Consider the following 6228-nt stretch of genomic DNA (forward strand, 5'->3'; position numbering starts at 1 on the left):
GCTGGCCGCGGCGGCCGCCCGGCGGGAGGAGGCCGAGCGCGAGCGGGCGCTGCGCACCGGCCAGGTCGGCGGGGGCCGCGCCGAGGTCGACCGCCTGGCCGCGGCGCTGGCCCAGCTCACCGACTCCGTGCACCGCGAGGAGGTCGCCCGCGCCGAGCAGCGCCTGCGCCTCGACGCCCTGCGCGCCCGGGCCGCCGACGAGCTGGCCGTCGACCCCGACGTGCTCGTCGAGGAGCTCGGCCCGCACCGCGACGTCCCCGTCCTCGACGCCCCGGTCTCCGGCGGGGGCGGCGACGAGGACGACGCACCGCGGGCGGTGCCCTACGTGCGCGCCGAGCAGGAGCAGCGCCTGCGCCGCGCCGAGCGCGACCTGGCCCGGCTGGGGCGGGTCAACCCCCTGGCCCTGGAGGAGTACGCCGCCCTCGAGGAGCGCTCGGCGTTCCTCGCCGGGCAGCTGGAGGACCTGCGCACCACCCGCTCCGACCTGCTGGAGATCGTGCGGCAGGTGGACGAGCGGGTCGAGCGGGTCTTCGCCGAGGCCTTCGCCGACACCGCCGCCGCCTTCGAGCGGGTCTTCGCCCGCCTCTTCCCCGGCGGCGAGGGGCGGCTGGTGCTCACCGACCCCGACGACCTGCTCACCACGGGCGTGGAGGTCGAGGCGCGGCCCGCCGGCAAGCGCGTGAAGCGGCTCAGCCTGCTCTCCGGCGGCGAGCGGTCGCTGACGGCGGTGGGCCTGCTCGTGGCGATCTTCACCGCGCGGCCCAGCCCGTTCTACGTGCTCGACGAGGTCGAGGCCGCGCTCGACGACGCGAACCTGCGCCGCCTGCTGACGGTGCTGGAGGAGCTGCGCTCCAGCAGCCAGCTGATCATCATCACCCACCAGGAGCGGACGATGGAGATCGCCGACGCGCTCTACGGGGTGACGATGCGCGGGGACGGCGTCACGGCCGTCGTCAGCCAGCGCCTGCGCGCGCGCACCCCCGCCTGAGGGGTCTGGGAGGATCGCGGCGTGGAGATCCTCGATCTGGTCATCGGCGTCGTCGTCCTCCTCGCCGTGCTCGCGGCCGGCGCCCTCGCCACCCTCCTGCGCCGCGGGCGGGGCGGTCGCACGCGCACGCTGCAGCGCCCCGACGTGCGCCCCGGCGTCGGCGACGACGCCGAGGAGCCGCGGGACTCGGCGACCCGCACGGTCACCACGCTCTCGCCGCCGGACGAGCCCGCCGGGGCCACCGCCACCACGGCGGAGGAGCTGCAGCGGCTCCTGGACGTGCCCGCCCCGGTGGCCGGGCGCCTGGTGCGCCTGCGCGACCGGCTCTCCCGCTCCAACAGCGCGCTCGGCCGCGGCCTGCTCGCGCTGCTCTCCCGCGACACGATCGACGAGGCCACGTGGGAGGAGGTCGAGGACACGCTGATCATGGCCGACCTCGGCGTCGGCCCCGCGTCGGAGCTGGTCGAGCGGCTGCGCACGCGCGTCTCCGTGCTCGGTGAGCGCGACCCCGCCCGGGTGCGGGCCCTGCTGCGCGAGGAGCTGCTGGCCGCGGTCGAGCCGGGCATGGACCGCACCCTGCGCACCGAGCGCACCGGGGGCCGCCCCGCGGTGGTGCTCGTGGTCGGCGTCAACGGCACGGGCAAGACGACCACCGTGGGCAAGCTCGCCCGGGTGCTCGTGGCGCAGGACAAGGACGTCGTCCTGGGGGCTGCGGACACCTTCCGCGCCGCGGCGGCCGAGCAGCTGGCCACGTGGGGCGACCGGGTCGGCGTCCCGACCATCCGCTCGGACCGCGAGGGCGCGGACCCGGCCTCCGTCGCCTTCGACGCCGTCGAGGCGGCCACCGAGATGGAGGCCGACGTGGTGCTCGTCGACACCGCGGGGCGGCTGCAGAACAAGGCCGGCCTCATGGACGAGCTGGGCAAGGTCAAGCGCGTGATCGAGCGCAAGGCGCCGGTCGACGAGGTGCTGCTCGTCCTCGACGCCACCACGGGCCAGAACGGCCTGCGCCAGGCCGCGGTCTTCGCCGAGGTGGTCGCGGTCACCGGCATCGTGCTGACCAAGCTCGACGGCACCGCCAAGGGCGGCATCGTCGTGGCCGTGCAGCGCCAGCTCGGGGTGCCGGTCAAGCTCGTCGGCCTCGGCGAGGGCCCGGACGACCTGGCCCCCTTCGACCCGGAGGCCTTCGTCGACGCGCTGCTCGCCTGAGCCCGCGGACGCGCAGGTCCTCCCGGGGACACGCAGGTTTCACCTCCGCGGCCGCCTCGACACGCCCCCGTAACACCGGGGAGGCGCACCGGTAACAGCGGCTCGGGATCTTCATGATCGGTCGCCCGAGGGGCGCCCACCGCTCGCGCCGGTCCGGCGCGGTGGTCCACCGGCCCGCAGGGGCCGCGTCCCGCAGGAGGTTGCCGATGGACACCGGCGCAACTGCCTGGGTGCTCACCAGCGCGTCGCTCGTGCTGCTGATGACGCCCGGACTGGCGCTCTTCTACGGCGGCATGGTCCGCGCGAAGAGCGTCCTCAACATGATGATGATGAGCTTCGGCGCCCTGGCGCTGGTCGGCGTCCTGTGGGTGCTGTGGGGCTACTCGATGGCCTTCGGCGACGACGTCGGGGCCGGCCTGCTGGGCGACCCGTTCCAGTACTTCGGGCTCAAGGGCCTGATGGAGGACACCACCACCGAGGCCGGCGGCCTGCCCGCGATGGCCTTCGTGGGCTTCCAGGCGGTCTTCGCGATCATCACCGTCGCGCTGATCTCCGGTGCCGTGGCCGACCGGATGAAGTTCAGCGCCTGGATGCTCTTCGCCGGGATCTGGGCGACGGTCGTCTACTTCCCCGTCGCGCACTGGGTCTTCGACTTCTCCCTCGACGAGCACGTCGGCGGCTGGATCGCCAACGACCTCGCCGCGATCGACTTCGCCGGCGGCACCGCCGTCCACATCAACGCCGGCACCGCCGGCCTGGTGCTGGCGATCATCCTCGGCAAGCGCCGCGGCTTCGGCAAGGAGCCGATGCGCCCGCACAACCTGCCGCTGGTCATGCTCGGCGCCGGCCTGCTGTGGTTCGGCTGGTTCGGCTTCAACGCCGGCTCGGCGCTGGGCGCCAACAACACGGCGTCGGTCGCCTGGGTGAACACCCTGGTCGCCACCTGCGCCGCCGTCCTGGGCTGGATCGTCACCGAGCGCTTCCGCGACGGCCACGCCACCTCCCTCGGTGCCGCCTCCGGCGCCGTGGCGGGCCTGGTCGCCATCACCCCGGCCTGCGCCGCGCTCAGCCCGGTGGGCTCGATCGTCCTCGGCCTCGTGGCCGGCGCCCTGTGCGCCCTGGCCGTGGGGCTGAAGTACCGCCTCGGCTACGACGACTCCCTCGACGTCGTCGGCGTCCACCTCGTCGGCGGCCTCGTCGGCACGATCGGCATCGGCTTCCTGGCCACCGCCAACGCCCCGGCCGGGGCCGAGGGCCTGTTCTTCGGCGGCGGCCTCGACCTGCTGTGGACGCAGTTCCGGGCGGCCATCGCGGTCATGGCCTACTCCGCGATCGCCACCGCGGTCATCGCCCTCGTGGTCAAGGCCCTCATCGGCCTGCGCGTGAGCGACGACGACGAGGTGGCCGGGGTCGACCAGGACCAGCACGCTGAGTCCGGCTACGACTTCACCAGCCTGGGCGGCGGCGGCTTCCGCGGCGGCTCCGGCACCGTCGCGGCGCACTCCGCCACCCGACCCACCGAGGAGGTCTCGGCATGAAGCTCATCACCGCGATCATCAAGCCCCACAAGCTCGACGACGTGAAGACCGCGCTGGAGGCCTACGGCGTGCAGGGGATGACCGTCTCCGAGGCCAGCGGGTACGGCCGCCAGCGCGGGCACACGGAGGTCTACCGCGGCGCCGAGTACACCGTCGACATGGTCCCCAAGGTCCGGCTCGAGGTCGTCGTCGACGACCTCGACGCCACCGGCGTGGTGGAGGCGCTGGTCAAGAGCGCCGCCACCGGCCGCATCGGCGACGGCAAGGTGTGGACGACGACCGTGGACGACGTCGTGCGGGTGCGCACGGGCGAGCACGGCGCGGACGCGCTCTGAGCGGCACCGTGATCGACTCAGCGAGCAGCAGGGCATGACCACCGGGCGAGCCGCTCGCACCGACGCGGTCCCGCGCAGGGACCTGCGGCGCGAGCGGCTCGCCCTCGCCGTGCGCGCCGGCCTGGACGACCCCGCCGCGGGCGCCGACCGCCGCGAGCGGCTCGCCGTCCTCGTCGACGCCTGGCTCGGCGACGTCTGGACCGACGCCCTGCTCTCCGACCCGGCCGGGCCCGGCCCCGTCGGGTCGGTGCGCTCCGGGGTCGCCCTGGCCGCGGTGGGCAGCCACGCCCGGCGCGACGCCGGGCCGGCCAGCGACCTGGACCTCGTCCTCGTCCACGACGGCCACACCCTCGACGAGGGCGCGGTGGCCGACCTGGCCTCGCGCGTCTGGTACCCGGTCTGGGACGCCGGCCTGCGCCTGGACCACTCCGTGCGCTCGGTGGCCCAGTGCCGCGCGGTCGCCGCCGACGACGTCTCGGCGGCGATCGGGCTGCTCGACCTGCGCCCGGTCGCCGGGGACGCCGCCATGGTGCTCAGGGCGCGCGAGGCGCTGCGCGAAGACTGGCGGCGCGGGGCGCGCAAGCGCCTGCCCGAGCTGCTGGAGGAGGTCGCCGCCCGCGGGCGCGCCCAGGGCGAGCTGGCCTACCTGCTCGAGGGCGACCTCAAGGAGGCCCGCGGTGGCCTGCGCGACGTCGTCGTCCTGCGCGCCCTGGTCGCCAGCTGGGTGGCCGACGTCCCGCACCTCGTCGTCGACGCCGCCTCGGCGCGCCTGCTCGACGTGCGCGACGGGCTGCAGGCGGTGACCGGCCGGCACGGCGACCGCCTCCTGCTCGACGAGCAGGACGCCGTCGCCGCGGCGCTCGGGCTGCCCGACGCCGACGTGCTGCTGGCGCAGGTCGCCGAGTCGGCCCGGGCGATCGCCCACGCGCTCGACCGCACGTCCCGGCGCGCCCGGGGCGCGATCACCTCGCGCCGCGGCCTGCGCCGTGCGCGGCCGAAGCTGCGCCCGCTGGGGGCGGACCTCGTCGAGCACGAGGACGAGATCTGGCTCAGCGGCCAGGCCCGCCCGGTCAGCGACCCGGTCCTGGCGCTGCGCGCGGCCGCCACCGCCGCCCGCGCCGGGATCCCGCTCTCGCCCGTGACCGCCGAGCACCTCGCCGAGGGCGGGGCCTCGCTGCCCGACCCGTGGCCGGTGACGGCCCGGGACGCCCTCGTGGACCTGCTCGGCTCCGGCGAGGCGCAGGTGCCGGTCTGGGAGACCCTCGACCAGGCGGGGCTGATCACCACCTGGTTCCCCGAGTGGGCCGCGGTGCGCAACCGGCCCCAGCGCACGGTCGTGCACCGCCACACCGTCGACCGGCACCTGGTGCAGACCGCGGTGGAGGCGCAGGTGCTGCTCTCCAGCGTCGCCCGTCCCGACCTGCTGCTCGTCGCCGCCCTCCTGCACGACCTGGGCAAGGTGGCCGGCTCCCACGACCACTCCGCGACGGGCGCGCCGCTGGCCCGGGCCGTGGCCACCCGGATCGGCCTGCCCGAGGCCGACGTCGCCGTGGTGTCCCGCCTCGTCGCCGAGCACCTGACCCTCGTCGACCTCGCCACCCGCCGCGACCCCGACGACCCGCGCACGGTGGCCGAGGTGGTGACCGCCGTCGACGGCCGCGAGGACGTGCTCGACCTGCTGCGCGCCCTGACCGAGGCCGACGCCCGCGCCGCCGGGCCCGCGGCGTGGACGGCGTGGCGCGCCCGCCTCGTCGAGGACCTGACCACCCGCGCCCGCCGGGTCCTGCACGGGGAGGCCCCTCCCGGCCCGGCCCCGCTCACCCCGGCCGAGGCCGCCGCGGTGGCGGCGGTGCGCGCCGACGGCCAGCCCCGCGTGGAGATCGGGGAGGTCGCCGGGCTGCACGCCGTCTGCGTCGTGGCGCCCGACCGGCCCGGCCTCTTCGCCGACCTCGCCGGGCTGCTGGCCGCCCACCGGCTCAGCGTGCGCTCGGCGCTGGTGCGCACCGTGTGCGCCGACGACGGGAACGGCGACGGGCACGGCTCGGGGGAGGGGAGCGGCCTCCGCCCCGGCACCGCCGTGGACACCTGGTGGGTGGAGGCCCCGGGCGGGCTGCCCGACCCCGCCGTGCTGCTCACCGGGCTGCGCCGCCTGGCCGGC

5 protein-coding genes are annotated in these 6228 nt (G+C 76.3%); all 5 read left to right on the forward strand.

Annotated elements, in window-relative coordinates; translation table 11 throughout:
* Window positions 1-988 (forward strand): AAA family ATPase (locus tag AC5FZL_RS14770; protein ID WP_493619651.1); only part of this gene is annotated, 988 nt, incomplete at its 5' end.
* Window positions 989-1009: 21 nt separating this feature from the next.
* Window positions 1010-2197, forward strand: coding sequence for a signal recognition particle-docking protein FtsY (ftsY, locus tag AC5FZL_RS14775; RefSeq protein ID WP_493619652.1), 1188 nt, complete (start codon window positions 1010-1012; stop codon window positions 2195-2197).
* A gap of 206 nt (window positions 2198-2403) precedes the next feature.
* The gene (locus AC5FZL_RS14780) at window positions 2404-3735 is read left to right on the forward strand and encodes an ammonium transporter (RefSeq protein ID WP_493619653.1); all 1332 of its coding nucleotides are present in this window, start codon (window positions 2404-2406) and stop codon (window positions 3733-3735) included.
* Window positions 3732-4070, forward strand: coding sequence for a P-II family nitrogen regulator (locus AC5FZL_RS14785; RefSeq protein ID WP_493619654.1), 339 nt, complete (start codon window positions 3732-3734; stop codon window positions 4068-4070). Before AC5FZL_RS14780 ends, AC5FZL_RS14785 begins: the two co-directional genes overlap by 4 nt.
* Window positions 4071-4104: 34 nt before the next feature.
* Window positions 4105-6228: [protein-PII] uridylyltransferase (locus tag AC5FZL_RS14790; protein WP_493619655.1), on the forward strand; the 2124-nt coding region annotated here is incomplete at its 3' end.

It is taken from the genome of Quadrisphaera sp. DVD1 (assembly GCF_058932755.1).